Origin of the sequence: Flavobacterium pectinovorum (assembly GCF_900142715.1) — a bacterium.
In the GTDB taxonomy this organism is placed as follows: Bacteria; Bacteroidota; Bacteroidia; order Flavobacteriales; family Flavobacteriaceae; genus Flavobacterium; species Flavobacterium pectinovorum.
Genome location: NZ_FRBX01000006.1, coordinates 18,775 through 33,129 on the forward strand (window position 1 = coordinate 18,775; position 14,355 = coordinate 33,129).

At 33.5% G+C, this 14,355-nt stretch carries 12 protein-coding genes; 6 read left to right on the plus strand and 6 right to left on the minus strand.

Annotation, left to right across the window (positions count from 1 at the left end; all coding sequences use genetic code 11):
* Nucleotides 1-2: 2 nt before the first annotated feature.
* Both BUE22_RS18815 and BUE22_RS18820 read left to right on the plus strand, forming a co-directional pair.
* Nucleotides 3-1,940 (plus strand): tetratricopeptide repeat-containing sensor histidine kinase, encoded by a 1,938-nt coding sequence (locus tag BUE22_RS18815; RefSeq protein WP_317043545.1) that lies wholly within the window; start codon nucleotides 3-5, stop codon nucleotides 1,938-1,940.
* On the plus strand, nucleotides 1,930-2,628 hold the full coding sequence (locus BUE22_RS18820; RefSeq protein WP_042562959.1) for a response regulator: 699 nt from the start codon (nucleotides 1,930-1,932) through the stop codon (nucleotides 2,626-2,628). The genes BUE22_RS18815 and BUE22_RS18820 overlap by 11 nt, the downstream gene beginning before the upstream one ends.
* Nucleotides 2,629-2,715: 87 nt before the next feature.
* Here BUE22_RS18820 and thiL read toward each other — a convergent pair whose 3' ends face one another.
* The gene (gene thiL, locus BUE22_RS18825; RefSeq protein WP_073397391.1) at nucleotides 2,716-3,762 is read right to left on the minus strand and encodes a thiamine-phosphate kinase; all 1,047 of its coding nucleotides are present in this window, start codon (nucleotides 3,760-3,762) and stop codon (nucleotides 2,716-2,718) included.
* Nucleotides 3,763-3,926: 164 nt separating this feature from the next.
* Between thiL and BUE22_RS18830 the strand changes: the two genes are divergently transcribed.
* From BUE22_RS18830 to BUE22_RS18840, 3 genes are all read left to right on the plus strand, one after another.
* A complete protein-coding gene (locus BUE22_RS18830; protein ID WP_073397393.1) occupies nucleotides 3,927-4,859 on the plus strand; it encodes a 1-phosphofructokinase family hexose kinase in 933 nt (310 codons plus the stop codon).
* A 942-nt stretch (nucleotides 4,860-5,801) separates the two neighbouring features.
* The gene (locus BUE22_RS18835) at nucleotides 5,802-6,281 is read left to right on the plus strand and encodes a DinB family protein (RefSeq protein WP_073397395.1); all 480 of its coding nucleotides are present in this window, start codon (nucleotides 5,802-5,804) and stop codon (nucleotides 6,279-6,281) included.
* 52 nt (nucleotides 6,282-6,333) lie between these two features.
* Nucleotides 6,334-6,834, plus strand: coding sequence for a DinB family protein (locus tag BUE22_RS18840; protein ID WP_073397397.1), 501 nt, complete (start codon nucleotides 6,334-6,336; stop codon nucleotides 6,832-6,834).
* Between the two features lie 38 nt (nucleotides 6,835-6,872).
* Here BUE22_RS18840 and BUE22_RS18845 read toward each other — a convergent pair whose 3' ends face one another.
* The 5 genes from BUE22_RS18845 to BUE22_RS18865 all read right to left on the minus strand — a co-directional run bounded on the left by BUE22_RS18845 (nucleotide 6,873) and on the right by BUE22_RS18865 (nucleotide 12,471).
* Entirely contained in the window at nucleotides 6,873-7,829 is a 957-nt protein-coding gene (locus BUE22_RS18845) for a helix-turn-helix transcriptional regulator (RefSeq protein WP_073397399.1), read from the minus strand.
* A gap of 284 nt (nucleotides 7,830-8,113) precedes the next feature.
* A complete protein-coding gene (locus BUE22_RS18850; protein ID WP_042562953.1) occupies nucleotides 8,114-8,728 on the minus strand; it encodes an outer membrane beta-barrel protein in 615 nt (204 codons plus the stop codon).
* A 333-nt stretch (nucleotides 8,729-9,061) separates the two neighbouring features.
* Nucleotides 9,062-10,858, minus strand: coding sequence for a translation elongation factor 4 (gene lepA / locus BUE22_RS18855; protein WP_073397401.1), 1,797 nt, complete (start codon nucleotides 10,856-10,858; stop codon nucleotides 9,062-9,064).
* A gap of 162 nt (nucleotides 10,859-11,020) precedes the next feature.
* The gene (locus BUE22_RS18860; RefSeq protein ID WP_073397403.1) at nucleotides 11,021-11,755 is read right to left on the minus strand and encodes an NUDIX hydrolase; all 735 of its coding nucleotides are present in this window, start codon (nucleotides 11,753-11,755) and stop codon (nucleotides 11,021-11,023) included.
* Complete coding sequence (locus tag BUE22_RS18865) at nucleotides 11,755-12,471, minus strand: NUDIX hydrolase (protein WP_042562950.1); 717 nt, start codon at nucleotides 12,469-12,471, stop codon at nucleotides 11,755-11,757. Before BUE22_RS18865 ends, BUE22_RS18860 begins: the two co-directional genes overlap by 1 nt.
* 389 nt (nucleotides 12,472-12,860) lie before the next feature.
* Between BUE22_RS18865 and BUE22_RS18870 the strand changes: the two genes are divergently transcribed.
* Nucleotides 12,861-14,354 (plus strand): xylulokinase, encoded by a 1,494-nt coding sequence (locus tag BUE22_RS18870; protein WP_073397404.1) that lies wholly within the window; start codon nucleotides 12,861-12,863, stop codon nucleotides 14,352-14,354.
* Nucleotide 14,355 lies beyond the last annotated feature (1 nt).

Sequence of the window (14,355 nt, forward strand, 5' to 3'; positions counted from 1 at the left end):
CATTGGCTAATGAAGAAAAATTGCCTTTAAATTTTAAGCAAGATTATAATAGAAAAGCCTTGTCTATTATTTTAAATCAAAAAGATGATTCAATTAATAAAGTAAATCTTTTTAAAGTTGCCAATCGATATTACAATATGAGCGATTGGAAGGGATACACCGAAACCACCAGGTTAATTTTAGAACGATCAAAAAAATCTAATGACTCGGCTAATATTGCTAAAGCCTATTCATATTTAGGAGATTATTATGTAGTAAAATCTATTGCTGATAGTGCTTTTATGAATTACTATAAGGCTGAAAAACTTTATTTAAGGTTAAAAGATGAATATCATATTGCTAAAACGTTTTTAAATAAAGCTAGTCTTCAATATAACGAAGGTGATTTTTTTGAAAGTGAAATTAATGTATTCAAGGCTTTAAGTAGTTTAAAAAAACAAAAAAATGTAAATGATCTTTTTTATGAGAGTTATAATATTTTGGGAATATTATATAATGAAAGAGAAGAATATGACAAGGCACTCGAGTTTCAAAACAAAGCCTTATTGGTATTAGAAGATAAATCAATACCATTAGAATTTCAATATAAAGCGACTTCATTAAATAATATAGGATATGTTTATTTAAAGACATATAATTATAAAAAAGCGAAAGTTTTTTTTAAAGAAGGATTAGAACAAACCAATCTGTTTAAGGACAAACCAACCTTATATGCTATACTATTGGATAATTTGGCTTACACTAAATTTAAATTAAAAGAATCTGATCAATTGCCGGACTTGTTTTACCAATCTTTAAAGATTAGAGATAGTTTAAAGCTTAAGGCAGAAATAATAGCCACCAAAATTCATTTATCAGAGTATTTTGCTTTTAAAAAAGATACATTTAAAGCCATACAATTTTCAAAACAAGCCTTAATGCAGGCTCGTACATCAGATAAATTAATTAATACCTTAATTGCTCTTAAACAAATTGCAATAGTTGATCCAAAAAACGCTTCCATTTATTCAAAAGAATATATTCATCTTAATGATAAAATGTTGAAAGCTGAACGTAATATGGGGGAAAAATTCTCGCGGATTGAATACGAAACCAATGAAATTAAAGATCAAAACTCCAACTTACAGGAAAAGAACAAAACCTTAGTTTATGTTTTTAGTATTTGTACTTTGGTGGGATTATTTTTCTACGTTTATAAAACCCAGCAAGCCCGTAATAGGGAATTGCTTTTTAAACAGCAGCAGCAAGTTGCCAATGAAGATATTTATAATTTGCTGATTTCTCAGCAAAATGATATCGAATTAACACGTATAAAAGAAAAGAAAAAGGTTGCCCAGGAATTGCACGACGGAGTTTTGGGCAGAATGTTTGGCATTAGAATTAGTCTTGACAGCCTGGAACAAATGGATGAAGACGAAGCATTACCGAAAAGAAGAAAATATTTGACGGAGCTTAAAAATATCGAAGAAGATATACGTGAAATTTCCCATGATTTAAATAGAGAAAAATCCGAACTAATTAATAATTTTGTCCTAATTTTAAACAAATTGTTTGAAAACCAACAAAACACGTATGATTCGGAACTGATCACTTCTATTGATCCCCAAATAAAGTGGGAATTAGTGAGTAATGCCGTAAAGATTAATATGTACAGAATTATTCAGGAAGCACTTCAAAACTGTAATAAATATGCTAATGCAGAAAAAATTACTGTTGAATTTAAAAGTGAAATAAACTATCTGATTTTATCAATTTATGATGATGGAGTTGGGTTTAATACCAAGAGAACAAAAAACGGAATAGGTTTGCATAATATTGAATACAGAGCTGCAGAATGTAAAGGAAGTATGTCAATAAAATCTGTTCAGGGAGAAGGAACCTTACTAGTTGTAAAAGTGCCAATAGATCAAAAAATTAACCTGCAAAATAATGACAATTGAACAAAACCCCCCAGTTTCTCAATTAATTAGACGTAATGTATTAATAGTTGACGATCATCCTTTTATTATTGAAGGATACAAAAATGCTATTACACGGTACAATCCTAAGAAATATGATTTTGTTATTTCGCAGGCTTATGATTGCAGATCTGCTTATGATTTAATCGAGAATGAAGCAACTCCAAATTTCGATGTTGCCTTTTTAGATATTAGTATGCCGGCTTATGAAGAAAAAGATCTTTATTCTGGTGAAGACCTGGCAAAGTTAATTCTGAAAAAAATGCCCAATTGCAGTGTTATTCTGCTTACCATGTATACAGAATTACTGAAAATTAAAACCATAATCAGAACCATAAACCCAAATGGTTTAGTAATTAAAAACGACCTTACGTTTGATGAATTGCTTTTTGCCTTTGATAAAGTAATGAAAAACGATAAATATTACAGTCAGTCCGTTCAAAAAATGCTGAATCAGTCGCCTCATAATTCCATTGAAATTGACGAATTTGATAAACAAATATTATTTCATTTATCAAAAGGAACTCCAACACACGAAATGCCACAATATATTCCGATTTCATTAAACGCAATCGAGAAACGAAAAATCAATCTGAAAGAGCTATTAAAAATAAAATCCGGACTTGACGAAGAATTGGTCAAAGAAGCCAAAAGTAAAGGGCTTTTTTAGAATAAAAATTACAATAAAAAAATTCCAAATTCTAATTGATACTCAGTATCGTTGGAATTTGGAATTTCTATTTTGGAGATTAAAAGTTTACTCGCTCAAAGCATCCCAGCCACGAGCTTTTAAAGGAATTTGAGTGTTTGCGCGTGTAACCAGATTTATTCCCTCACTTTCATCAGCCATGTGGCCAATGATTGAAAAGTTTGGATTTCCTTTTATTTTGTCAAAATCATTAATGTCAATCGTAAACAACAATTCATAATCTTCTCCGCCATTGATCGCAACCGTTGTGCTGTCAATATTGAATTCTTCACAAGTCGAAATAAATTGAGGATCAAGCGGCAATTTATCTTCATATAAATTACAACCCACTTTTGATTGTTTACACAAATGAATAATTTCTGAAGATAATCCATCAGAAATATCAATCATCGAAGTTGGCTTAATTTCAAGAGCATGCAATAAAGTACGAACATCTTTTCGGGCTTCCGGCTTTAATTGACGTTCTACCAAATAGGTATAAGGATCTAAATCCGGCTGACTGTTTGGATTAACCTGAAAAACCTGTTTTTCGCGCTCCAAAACCTGCAATCCCATATAAGCAGCTCCAATATCACCCGTTACAACAAGCAAATCAGTTTGTTTGGCTCCATTTCTATAAACAATTTCATCTTCATTAGCTTCACCGATAGCAGTAATGCTAATAATTAATCCTTTTTGAGATGAGGTTGTATCTCCGCCAATAACATCAACTTTATATTCTTTTGCAGCGTGTGTAATGCCTTCAAATAATTCTTCCAGGGCTTCTAGTGGAAAACGATTAGAAACAGCTACAGAAACCGTTATTTGCGTTGGTTTGGCATTCATCGCACAAATATCAGACACATTTACCACGACAGCTTTGTAACCTAAGTGTTTTAATGGCATATAAGCCAAATCAAAATGTACGCCTTCAATTAATAAATCGGTAGAAATAACTACTTTTTTATCTTTAAAATCAAGAACCGCGGCATCATCGCCTATACTTTTTAAAGTAGATTCTTGTGTAACATCAAAATTTTTGGTTAAATGTTCAATCAGGCCAAACTCGCCTAATTGCGCTAAACTGGTACGTTGCGGATTTTTATCTTCGATCATTTTTTCTAAGTTCCAATGTTTTTATGCTACAAAGGTACAATCCCGAAGCTTCGGGAGCAAAGGTTTTGGCTTATTTTAATGAGAATCACTTTGGTTCCATTAATAATAGGATACTAAAATTGACATTTTTTTCGGATCTTTAAGAGAATTAAAAAACAGAAAACATGAAATCATTTGATATAGTTACACTAACTGTAAATCCTTCTGTAGATAAAAGCACTCACTTTTCAGGCTTAATTGCAGAACAAAAAATAAGATGCAAAGACCCTCAATTTGACGCAGGCGGTGGCGGAATAAATGTTTCTAAAGCAATTTCTCGCTTACGCGGAAATTCATTAGCCGTTTTTACAGCAGGCGGACCAGTTGGAGAAATGCTAAAAGATTTGGTTACAGAAGAAAAGATAGATTTTGAAGTAATCGAAACCAAAACAGCAACAAGAGAAAATTTTATTGCCGTTGATGATCATACAAACTCGCAATATCGCTTTGGATTTTCGGGTGATGTTTTGGAAGATTCAGAAGTTGAGGGAATTTTAGAAACAATTTCGAATTTAAAGCCAAAATTTCTGGTTGCAAGCGGAAGCCTAAATGAAGGATTGTCTGATGATTTTTATCAAAAAATAGCTGAAATAGCAAAAACATCAAACTCAAAATTAGTTGTAGATACTTCTGGCGAAGCATTAAAGAAAGTTTTAGAAACGGGAGCATATCTCATAAAACCAAATGTTGGTGAACTGGCAAAACTAATAGGCGTTGAACGTCTGGAGATGGAAGAAGTTGATGATGCGGCTAAAAAAATCATTGCCAACGGCGGAGCAGAAATTGTAGTGGTTTCCCTTGGTCCGCAAGGAGCAGTTTTAGTCACAAAAGATAGTTGTGATTTTGTTCCGGCACCCAATGTGGCTAAAAAAAGTACCGTTGGAGCAGGAGATAGTATGGTGGGCGGAATGGTTTGGGCATTATCTCAAAATAAAAACCTGAAAGAAGTAATTCGCTGGGGCGTCGCCTGCGGATCTGCCGCAACAATGAATGAAGGCACACAATTATTTAAATTTGAAGATGCCAATCGTTTATTTGAATGGTTGAAGAATAGGTAATTTAGTTATAAGTTATTAGTTATGAATTATGAGTTTCGTTTGGCTCGCAGATAAATAAATTTTAAAAATAATATTTAAAGAAACAGATGTTTTCCACAATCTATATCGTCGATCTAAATCGTAGAGGCGCACAGCAGTGCGTCTCCCGAACAGTAACCACAATCTATTACACATCGTAAACGCAATACTAAACCCGACAGGTTTCAAAAACCTGTCGGGTTTGGCTCTGAGGTAAATAATTTTTAATAATAATATTTAAAGAAACAGATATTTTCCACAATCTATATCGTCGATCTAAATCGTAGAGGCGCACAGCAGTGTGTCTCCCGCACAGTAACCACAATTTATTACACATCGTAAACGCAATACTAAACCCGACAGGTTTTAAAAACCTGTCGGGTTTGGCACAGAGAATAAATAAATTTTCAATAATAATATTTAAAGAAACAGATGTTTTCCACAATCTATATCGTCTATCTAAATCGTAGAGGCGCACAGCAGTGCGTCTCCCGCACAGTAACCACAATTTATTACACATCGTAAACGCAATACCAAACCCGACAGGTTTTTAAAACCTGTCGGGTTTGGTTCTGAGGTAAATAATTTTCAATAATAATATTTAAAGAAACAGATGTTTTCCACAATCTATATCGTCTAAATTGTAGTGACGCACAGCAGTGCGTCTTCCGCCAAGTAACCACAATTTATTACACATCGTAAACGCAATACTAAATCCGACAGGTTTTTAAAACCTGTCGGGTTTGGCATAACGGAATAAAATGAGGTTACGTTGTGTGAGACGCACTGCTGTGCGTCTCTACAAATGCGTCTCTACGGAAATAAAAAAATAGAAATTTTTCTATTTTTTTATTTCCTGTTGACAAACTGTTGTCACCAACCCTTAATAATTTTGAAGTATTAAATAATTAAAACTTTAAAATCATGAAAACATTAGCAGCCCAGGTAATTACTCCAGAAGATTTATTGAAACATTGGCAAGGTCACCGCGCTCTTACGCGTCGTGTAATTGAAGCTTTTCCTGAAAAAGACTTTTTTGAATTTTCTATTGCAGGAATGCGACCTTTTGCAAAATTAGCCGATGAACTTTTAGCCATTGCGGTTCCGGGTTTAAAAGGAATCGTGACTAAAGAAACAAAACCATTTGCTGAGGATTCAGAAAAATTAGTTTTTAAAGCACAATATCTTGAAAAATGGGATCAAGCAACTGCAGAAATTAACGAGTATTGGCAAAAACTTTCGATAGAAGATTTTAATGAAAATTTTAATCTTTTTGGTCAATATGAATTTCCGGTAATTCAGAATATTTTATATTTTATTGATAATGAAGTACATCATCGCGGACAAGGTTATGTGTACCTAAGAGCTTTAGGCATTGAGCCCCCTTTTTTCTGGGAAAGATAATTAGACAAATTTTATATTATAACTTTATTGAACAAATCTAAAATTATTGACCATGAGCTTAAAAAATATAATGTCCAATTATGCAGATTACAATTTATGGGTAAATCAACAATTCGTGAATTGGCTTTCGCTGAAATCTGATGAAATGCTTTATGCAGAAGTGCCTTCGAGTTTTTCGACTATTATGAAAACACTCGATCATATTTGGTCGACAGAAGAATATTGGTTTTCTGTTATTTCTGAAACTTCTTTATTAGAAAAGAAACCGGAAAGTGAATTGTCTAAAGAAGAAATCTTTTCAGGTTTATTAAATTCATCTAAAAAATTGGCCGATTATATTAATTCATTGTCAGAAGAAGATTTGGTAAAAAAAGTTAAAATCATTAATCCCTGGTTTGAATGTGAGCTTCCAATTTCTGATTATTTACTTCAGGTCATTAATCACGGCACTTATCACAGAGGTCAGATTGTAACAATGGGAAGAAACATCGGAATTACAGATGCCTCAAATACAGATTATAACTTTTATAATGTTGTGAAAACTCAGCAATAAAATAAAAAACTCCCGAAGATATTCTCTCGGGAGTTTTTTTATAAAAGTCTTTTTCTGTTGACTTCTAATAATTCTAAAGTTCTAGTTTTAAGGCTTTCAGGCTCTAATATTGTGGCATAATCTCCAAACATTAAAAACCACCGCGGAAAACCATTGTCTACACTGCTGGACATAAAAGTCATTTCAATTTTCCCGTCCACTTCTTTTTCTGAAACAAAACCGTGATATTTTTTTTCGGTTACAAGATATCTTGCAATTTTCTTTTCAATCAAAATTCTAACTTTCGTCGTTGGAATTGTTTCTGTTTTATTTAAATATGTTTCTAATGAATCATGTTCGATCGTAAAATCACAGTCTGTTTTTTTTATTGCCTGAATTCTATCGGTTCGAAATTGTCTGTAGTCTTTTCGCAAATGGCAATAACCCAGAAAATACCAATTATTATGGTCGTGAAAAACGCCAACGGGTTCAATATTTCGCTGCGTTACTTCTTCTTTATCAAAGGTTTTATAGGATAACAAAATTTGCTTTTTCTCGGCAATACTTTCAAAAAGAACCGCCAGCGTATTAGGCGAATTATCGTTAAACATGGGTTCTGCAGTTTGCATCACAACCCTCGATTCAATATTCGAAAGCCAGTCTTTGTCATTACTTCTCAAAACCGATTTCAATTTGTACATTGCTGATGCGTAATGATTTCCCAAAGAAGGATCTGTAAATTTCTGCATGAGTTTTTCGGCAGCAATAAAACTGCTTACTTCTTCACGCGTAAACATTACAGGCGGTAATCTGTAACCTTCCATTAAAGCATAACCAACTCCGGCTTCACTGTAAATAGGAACTCCCGATGCTTCCAAAGTTCGAATATCTCTGTAAATCGTTCTCAAACTACAGTCAAAACGATCGGCCAATTCCTGAGCTTTTACAATTTTTTTAGATTGCAATTGAATCAGGATAGCGACAATTCGGTCAAATCGTTTTGGAGTTTCGTCCATTTTTTTCTTTTGAGGTTCAGAGGTTCAGAGGTTCAAAGATACAAAGGTTCAAAGTTTAAAGAAATAAAAAAGATGTTCCAAATTAGGACAGATTTATCGGTTAAAAAATATTCGCAATTTGAAACTACATTTAAAAAGAGAATATTCTTATGGATAACATTATTTTTCTAAAAAATTGCAACAAAAAACCCGATAACGAATTATCGGGTTTTTGTTTTGATGTTTTTACATCTTCAAGATTAAATTTTAATGCTATAAACTAAATGTCCGAAACTAATTAAGCATTAAAATCTGTATAACAATCCAAATTGTGGCTGATCAAAAATATTTTCAAATAAATTAATGTTCAGGTTAAAAGTATCTGATGATGGTCCGTTTTCAGGTGAGACACTGTTGTACGATAAAACATTGGCAAGAGTAAAAGTTACCGCAATGTTTTTGGTAACAAAGTAGTTAAGACCTACAGTAAGATCAGCTGTAATACTATTATCAGTATCTTCAACTCCCAAAACTTCAGTCTTATTTCTTCCGAATCCTAAGCCTGCTTCTCCAAATGCTTTAAAACGTTTTTTGTCCAGTTCCAGAAAATAATATCTGGCAAATGCCCCAACTCCAAACACATTTGTTTTGGTGTCAGTCGCTTCTTCTTCAATGCTGGCATAATCTACTTTTGCTCCCACGGCGAATTTATCATTCAAAAAGTAACCAAATTTTGGACTAAAACCATAATAATCTTCTTCTCCGCCAGTACTAATTTTAATAGAACCTTCGAGGAACATATCACCATTTTGAAAAGTGATGCCTTTTGCCGAGTTCATTTCTTCTTCAGCTTCGACTTGTTGCGCATTTGCAAATGAAAAAGTCAACAACGATAAAATAAATAAAAATTTCGTTTTCATAATAAAAGCTTTTAATGTTTGTAAGATTAAAGTTATATTTTTTCTCTTAAAACATTAATCAACCAAAATCATATGAATTAAAATTCAAAGCTATAGAGTTAAAAATCGCATTTTTTATAAGTTTTTACTGATGTGTTTTTTAGCCTTAAGAAGCCACTTTTGCATGAGGTTTTGTAATTTATATGTAAGGTAAAGCCATGCAGTGCTCAGTTTCTTAATTATATTACAATAAAATCTCCAATAAAAACAAACAAAAAACCCAACAACTTTCGTCATTGGGTTCATCTATATTCTATTCTCTTTATTCTTGCTTCTTCTGTCTAAAATAAAAATCTAATCGTTAAGTTTCAAAACAGCCATAAAAGCTTCTTGCGGAATTTCAACGTTTCCAACTTGTCTCATACGTTTTTTACCTTTTTTCTGTTTTTCAAGTAATTTACGCTTACGCGAAATATCTCCACCGTAACATTTTGCGGTAACGTCTTTACGAAGTGCTTTAATCGTTTCACGAGCGATAATTTTTGCCCCAATTGCAGCCTGAATCGGAATATCAAATTGCTGTCTCGGAATCAATTCGCGTAATTTCTCGGTCATTTTTTTACCGATGTTATAAGCATTGTCTTCGTGAATCAATGCAGAAAGCGCATCAACCGTTTGAGCATTCAAAAGAACATCCAGTTTTACTAATTTCGACGTTCTCATTCCGATAGGAGAGTAGTCAAAAGAAGCATAACCTTTAGAAACTGTTTTTAAACGATCATAAAAATCGAATACAATCTCAGCAAGAGGCATGTCAAAATTCAATTCAACACGTTCTGTTGTTAAATATGTTTGATTGGTAATTTGACCACGTTTTTCGATACATAAACTCATTACGTTTCCTACGAAATCAGCTTTTGTAATAATTGTAGCTTTAATATAAGGTTCTTCAACTCGGTCTAAACGAGAAGGTTCAGGTAAGTCTGAAGGATTATTTACAACAAATGGAACTTCTGGTTCTTTTTTAGTATAAGCCAAATACGAAACGTTAGGAACTGTAGTAATTACAGTCATATCAAACTCACGTTCTAGACGTTCCTGGATAATTTCCATGTGAAGCATTCCTAAGAATCCACAACGGAAACCAAATCCTAACGCTGCAGAACTTTCAGGTGTAAAAACTAACGAAGCATCATTCAATTGCAATTTCTCCATTGAAGAACGCAAATCTTCATAATCTTCAGTATCAACAGGATAAATTCCGGCGAAAACCATTGGTTTTACATCCTCAAAACCCGTAATCATATTTGTGGTTGGCGTTTTTGCATCCGTTAAAGTATCACCAACTTTTACTTCTTTCGCTTCTTTAATTCCGGAAATCAAATAACCAACATCACCAGCAGAAATTACGTTTTTAGGAACCTGATTTAATTTTAAAGTTCCAATTTCGTCAGCAAAATATTCATTGCCGGTAGCCATGAATTTAATTTTTTGCCCTTTTTTGATTTGCCCGTTTACAACTCTAAAAATAACTTCGATTCCACGAAACGGATTATAGTGTGAATCGAATATCAAAGCTTGTAAAGGCTCATCAATATTTCCTGATGGAGGCGGGATTTTTTCAATAATGGCAGCTAAGATATTCTCAACACCAAAACCTGTTTTTCCCGAAGCATGAATAATATCTTCCAATTTACATCCTAATAAATCGATAATATCATCACTAACTTCTTCAGGATTAGCACTTGGTAAATCTACTTTATTCAAAACCGGAATAATTTCCAGGTCATTTTCTAAAGCAAGATATAAATTTGAAATCGTTTGTGCCTGAATACTTTGTGCAGCATCAACAATCAAAAGCGCACCTTCGCAGGCAGCAATCGAACGAGAAACTTCGTATGAAAAGTCAACGTGACCAGGAGTGTCAATTAAATTTAAAATATATTCTTCTCCCTTATAAGTATATTCCATTTGAATGGCGTGACTTTTAATAGTAATTCCACGCTCGCGCTCCAGATCCATGTTGTCAAGCAATTGTGCTTTTTCTTCACGAGCTGTAACGGTTTGTGTGGCTCCCAATAATCTGTCTGCCAATGTACTTTTACCGTGGTCAATGTGTGCAATAATGCAAAAGTTACGTATCTTCTTCATTTTATAATATCAATTCTCTATACGAGTTTAAGTAATTCCGGGTATAAATTTACTCTTGGGCAATTGCTTTAGAGCGTGTTATTAAGGGGCAAAGATAGCGCAAAGTTTTGGATTCTGGAATGAAGATCTCTGATTGTTAGAATCTGCGTTTTAAAATTACTTTTAAAATTCAAAATTAAAACCTTTTTCGGTCAGTTTCTTGTAGATTTCAGGATCAAATTTATACAGTTTTGCAGCTCTGTGCGAAACGTCTTTTTGTTTTTCATCAAGCGCAACTAATAATTTCATGTGCAGAATTTTTCTGCGAAAGTTGGATTTGTCTAATTCAATTCCTAATATTTCTTCGTAAAGATGCATTAACTGCAAAAGAGTGAATTTCTCCGGCAAAAGATTAAAACCAATTGGGGCCTGGCGAACACGATTACGCAATTGCATCAAACTAAATTCGAGAATTTCGTTGTGGTCAAAAATCAAATCCGGAATGTCTTTAATTTTATACCATTTGGCTTCAATTACAGAAATGCTGGCTTTAATATCATAATCTTCCCTATTGAGCAAAGTATAATAACCAACAGTTACAACTCTTGTACTTTTTACACGATCCGGATCCGTAAAAGCTTTTAGTTGTTCCAGATAAATGTTGTCAAGACTGGTCAATTCATATACTATTCGAAGGGCAGCATTATCAATACTTTCGTCTAAATATAAATCTCCACCCAGAAGTCCCCATTTTCCAACACTTGCTCCTCCGGCATGTTGTACCAAAAGTACTTCAAGGTTTTTTTTATCGAAAGAAAAAATAACACAGTCAATCGTGATGCCATGTATAACTGTTTTTTTATCTGCAGTTATATTGGTATTCGTTTCAGAAATATTTTGAGAAGAAGAAAAAGCCATTAAAATTCAAAGTTAAATCCTTTTTCAGTCAGTTTTTTGTAAATATCAGGATCAAACTTATACAATTTTGCGGCTCTGTGCGAGACATCTTGTTGTTTTTCATCTAAAGCAACCAGTAATTTCATGTGAAGAATTTTTCTGCGAAAATTAGATTTGTCCATTTCGATTCCTAAAATTTCTTCATATAAATGCATTAATTGCAGTAAAGTAAATTTTTCAGGCAAAAGATTAAATCCAAGTGGTGCCTGGCGAACTCTGTTTTGAAGATGTTTTAAACTATAGGACAGGATTTCATTATGATCATAAATCAAATCCGGAATATTATTTATTTTATACCATTTAGCATCAGATGCTGTAAAACCTGCTTTAATATTGTAATCTTCGCGTTTTACCAAAGCATAATAACCAATCGTAATAACGCGTCGAAGCGGGAAACGATCGGGGTCGCCAAACGCTTTTAACTGCTCAAGATAAATATTATCAAGACCGGTAAGTTCATTCAACAAACGATGTGCGGCGTTATCTGTACTTTCTTTTTTATAAATCCATCCTCCGGGAAGTCCCCATTTTCCTTTACTAATCCCTTCTCCGTGCTGTACCAAAAGTACTTCTAAACTTCCTTTATCAAAACCAAATATTACACAGTCAATCGTGATTGCATTCATTGCAGTTTGTTCGTTCTTCAAAACTGAATTATCCTCTACATTTTTAACCATATGCTATAAAATTTTGACAAATTAAATAAATAAAATGAATAATTGCCTTCGTAAAAGCTTTATATTTTTTTTAACGTAACAATTTTCTGGTAATCAGTGTCTTATTTAATTGATAATTTTTCAACTTTCAAATTCTAATTCTTAAACGTCTGATTGTCAAATTCATAATTCGTTATTTTTTTGACAATTTTTATTTCACTTTTAATTCATTTTTTGTTGTATCTGTAAAAATGAACATCAATTTATCTGAATAGCCAAAAAAAACATCTAATATTTTGTTAATATAGAAAAAATGTTTTACACTTGTAGTCAAAATAACCATAAGATAAGTTCAGTTTGACTATAAGTTTAAAAAGGACAAATCTATAACTAATTAAAAAGTACCACAAATGTTTTTTTTAGGAATTGATTTAGGAAGCTCTTCAATAAAATTATCAGTTTTCGATCCTGAGAAAGGAACGACTATTGGCGCAGTAAGCGTTCCAGATTTTGAAATGCCAATTATCGCACAACAATTTGGCTGGGCAGAACAAGATCCGGAGTCATGGTGGCAATATGTAAAAGACGGAATTAAACAATTGGGTGCTAAATCTAATATCGATTTAAGGAAAATTGCCGGAATTGGAATTGCGTATCAAATGCATGGTTTGGTTTTAACCGATGAAAATTTGAATCCGGTTCGTTCTTCGATTATATGGTGCGATAGCCGCGCTGCTATTATTGGGGATGAAGTGTATGCTCAAATTGGTGCCGAAAACTGCCAAAAACAAATTTTAGGAAGTCCGGGAAATTTTACGGCTTCAAAACTAAAATGGGTAAAAGAGAACCAGCCAGAAATTTTCGCAAAAGCAAAATACATGATGCTTCCGGGCGATTTTATTGCTGCGAAATTATCAAAAGTGGCTCAAATTAGTACTTCAGGATTATCAGAAGCAGCTTTATGGAATTTTTCAGAAGGAAAATTGGCAACTGAAATCCTTTCTCAAATGGGATTGTCTTCGGATATCGTTCCTGAAATTGTTTCAAACTTCGGAATTCAGGCTACAGTACATTCTGAAATTGCTCAGGAATTAGGATTAAATCCTGATGTAAAAATTACGTATCGCGCAGGAGACCAGCCAAATAATGCATTGTCATTAAATGTTTTAAAACCTGGTGAAATTGCTACAACAGCCGGAACATCTGCAGTTGTTTATGCAGTAAGCGATCAGGATGCTTATGACAAACAAAACAGAATCAATACTTTTTTACACGTTAACAATACAGAAACCGAAAAGAAAAATGGTGTAATGCTGTGCATCAACGGTTCTGGAATTTTATACCAATGGCTTCGCAAAATCATGTCTGTTGACAGAGCTGATTTAATCGCCTACGAAAAACTAAATGCGGAAGCTGCAAAAGTTGAGGCGGGAAGCAACGGACTTCGTTTTTATCCTTTCGGAAATGGTGTTGAACGTATTTTCAATAATAAAAATGCAACATCAGGAATTCAGAATTTAAATTTCAATATTCATCAGCCATCACATTTGGTGCGCGCGGCCTGCGAAGGAATCGTGTTTGCGATGAACTACGGTTTTGATGTGATGAAAGAAGTTGGCGTTTCCGGAACTGTGGTTCGTGCAGGAAATTCGAACTTATTTTTAAGTCCGGTTTTCAGGGAAATCTTTACTAATACAACCCAAACTACTTTAGAATTATACAATACTTCGGGAGCAGAAGGTGCTGCAAGAGGCGCCGCTTACGGATTAGGATATTACAATTCGCTTGACGAAGCTTTTTCAGGATTGCAGTGTTTAGACCGAATTGAACCCAACAAAGTCCTGACTTCACAATATCAGGATTTCTATCAGGAATGGAAAAATCAAATTAAAATAGAACAATAAT